Origin of the sequence: Paraburkholderia sp. BR14320, assembly GCF_040948665.1 — a bacterium.
Taxonomy (GTDB): domain Bacteria; phylum Pseudomonadota; class Gammaproteobacteria; order Burkholderiales; family Burkholderiaceae; genus Paraburkholderia; species Paraburkholderia youngii.
Map to the genome: position 1 here is coordinate 1 of NZ_JBFPKG010000314.1, position 313 is coordinate 313.

The 313-nt window shown below is 60.7% G+C and carries 1 pseudogene; it reads right to left on the minus strand.

Features of this window, described 5'->3' with window-relative positions:
- Positions 1-127: 127 nt before the first annotated feature.
- A pseudogene (locus tag AB3X89_RS40455) lies at positions 128-313 on the minus strand (IS21 family transposase); the annotation flags it as partial.

The window sequence follows — 313 nt, forward strand, 5'->3', positions numbered from 1 at the left end:
CTTGCCAATACCTTGATTTCCACTGCTTGCTCCTGAGTCAGCATCGGCGGCAAAAAGCCGCCATCCTCTCCCAGGTGGGTCAGGTTTACTTCGGCGGGTGGGTCAGTTTTACATCGGCGCTAACACGCACGAAGCGTTTGACGCTCTCGTAGCTGGCCGTGAAGCCATGCTGGTCGACCAGGTCCCGGTAGATCGCCTGGGCGTTGCGCTTCAGACGCACCTGCTGTTCGATCCACTCCCGATAGGGTTCGCTGGCCGAACGCGCGAAGTTGAAGGAACTGGACGGTACGCCGCCAGAAGCCGGTGGTCGCGG